General features: G+C 44.8%; 1 protein-coding gene. It reads right to left on the bottom strand.

Annotated features, from left to right (window positions below):
* A partial coding sequence (locus tag ACFSJC_RS15115; protein WP_386027882.1) for a hypothetical protein occupies nt 1-1554 on the bottom strand: 1554 nt, incomplete at its 3' end.
* Nucleotides 1555-1640 lie beyond the last annotated feature (86 nt).

The raw sequence follows: 1640 nt of genomic DNA on the forward strand, positions 1-1640 counted from the left end.
TCTGCTCCAAAATATCTCAGGAAAAACAACGCACCATCGTACACTCAAAGTTCTGTGTAATGGGATGCTTAAAGGTGTGTCCAGCGCAAAAAAATACAGATTATCTGTATCGCAGACGACGCGCTTCAGTACAAAAGCACCTAAACCCGATAGTCGCACTGTTATTGCGGGATGAGGTATGGAACGACTTTGCACACCGGGACCACCAAGCGCGTTTTCAGATGCCGAATGATAATCGAAAATAATTAAACCATATTCTGCGAAGCGAGCGAAGAACTCGTCGAATATCTCTTTTGGGTATTCAAACCATTTACATATTTGAGTCTTGAGCTCTATGATTTCAAGATCAGGGGCGACCCATAAATACTGAAGGATTCGAACGCCGCAGAGCCCATACCACCTGGTATTGTCTATATTCGAATGCTGAGCAGCGATGTATACGAACGGATTAGGGATAACCTGACCGATTTCCATTTCGCCTCTACTTGCCCCTCCCGTACTAATATAAGAATTCCCATTAAGATATAGGTTGCGTATATACCAAAAACGCTTATCAGCAATATCTGCTGTCTTTTGTGCCAGCCGGAACAAAGACAAGATATTGCGCGTTATGGCCCTTAGATCTTGTGAAAAAAGCCCTTCATCTAACGCAATAAGGCGCGACTCTTCCTGTATCAAGGAAATATACTTTCTTGCGATTTTTTTGAGAAGTTCTAGATCTTCAATCTTTGCCCGTGGTGGTAGTTTTTCCCAGCTGTCACGCAGGAGATCCGCTTTAGGATCTCCTGCGACGCTCAGTTTGCGTTCTAATATAATCTCAGGATTGAGAGGCAGATGCCGAATGCACGAATGAATTAGGCAGTCAGGGTCTGGTTCGTAGACAATGATTCCGTGGGATATCGGAGCATTATTCCTTGTCCATAGATCTCGAAGAGTAGGAGTGCGGATGGATAGCAGGAGAATGCACTTATCGTTATGTTGGCGGACTTTATCTACAAGTGCTTTTGTCTGTTCCAGAGCCTGCGCGTAGAAGCTCTTGGTTCGTTCGTTGGTCAAATGAATGTTGTCAACACCATCGAGAATCTTTAATAGACGCCAACCGTTGCGACCGATGTAATTAATGATTTCTTCTCCGAGGCGTTGAAGCTTACGACGATTCACAAGGTTAGTTTCCGTCTCTTCCGCATATTCAAAAAGCCTGCGGAAAATACCACTGCTTTTTATTTCGGGCATGTTCGCGCTTGGATACCTTGCCCCCCATTCCGGTTCTGTGGATTCTTCTTCAATAGCGTTTTCCAAGTCTAGTATCGCCTCATCCAATTGAAATTGCTCTGCTTGAGGGTAAACAGGATCAATGAGAACTTTCTTTGTCCGTAAGACAGCCAGCCATTCTTGATAGTCGGCTGATTGGCGCCTATACTTGACCACGATGTAAGCTAGCTGAACCGCAAAGTACTCAGATATCGTCAAATTTACGTGTGGATCGGTGTTCCACAGAATATAAAGCTTATGGATATCGCAGCGAACAACGAGCGTTTTAAAACTAGTCTCCATGTGACGACAGCAGTCGTTACTCAACAACCACCAGCTAAAGCTGGTGGGTTGAAGCTACGGACTGAAAGTCCGGATACGGGTCGATA

Origin of the sequence: Thiorhodococcus fuscus (assembly GCF_042682685.1) — a bacterium.
Taxonomy (GTDB): Bacteria; Pseudomonadota; Gammaproteobacteria; order Chromatiales; family Chromatiaceae; genus Imhoffiella; species Imhoffiella fuscus.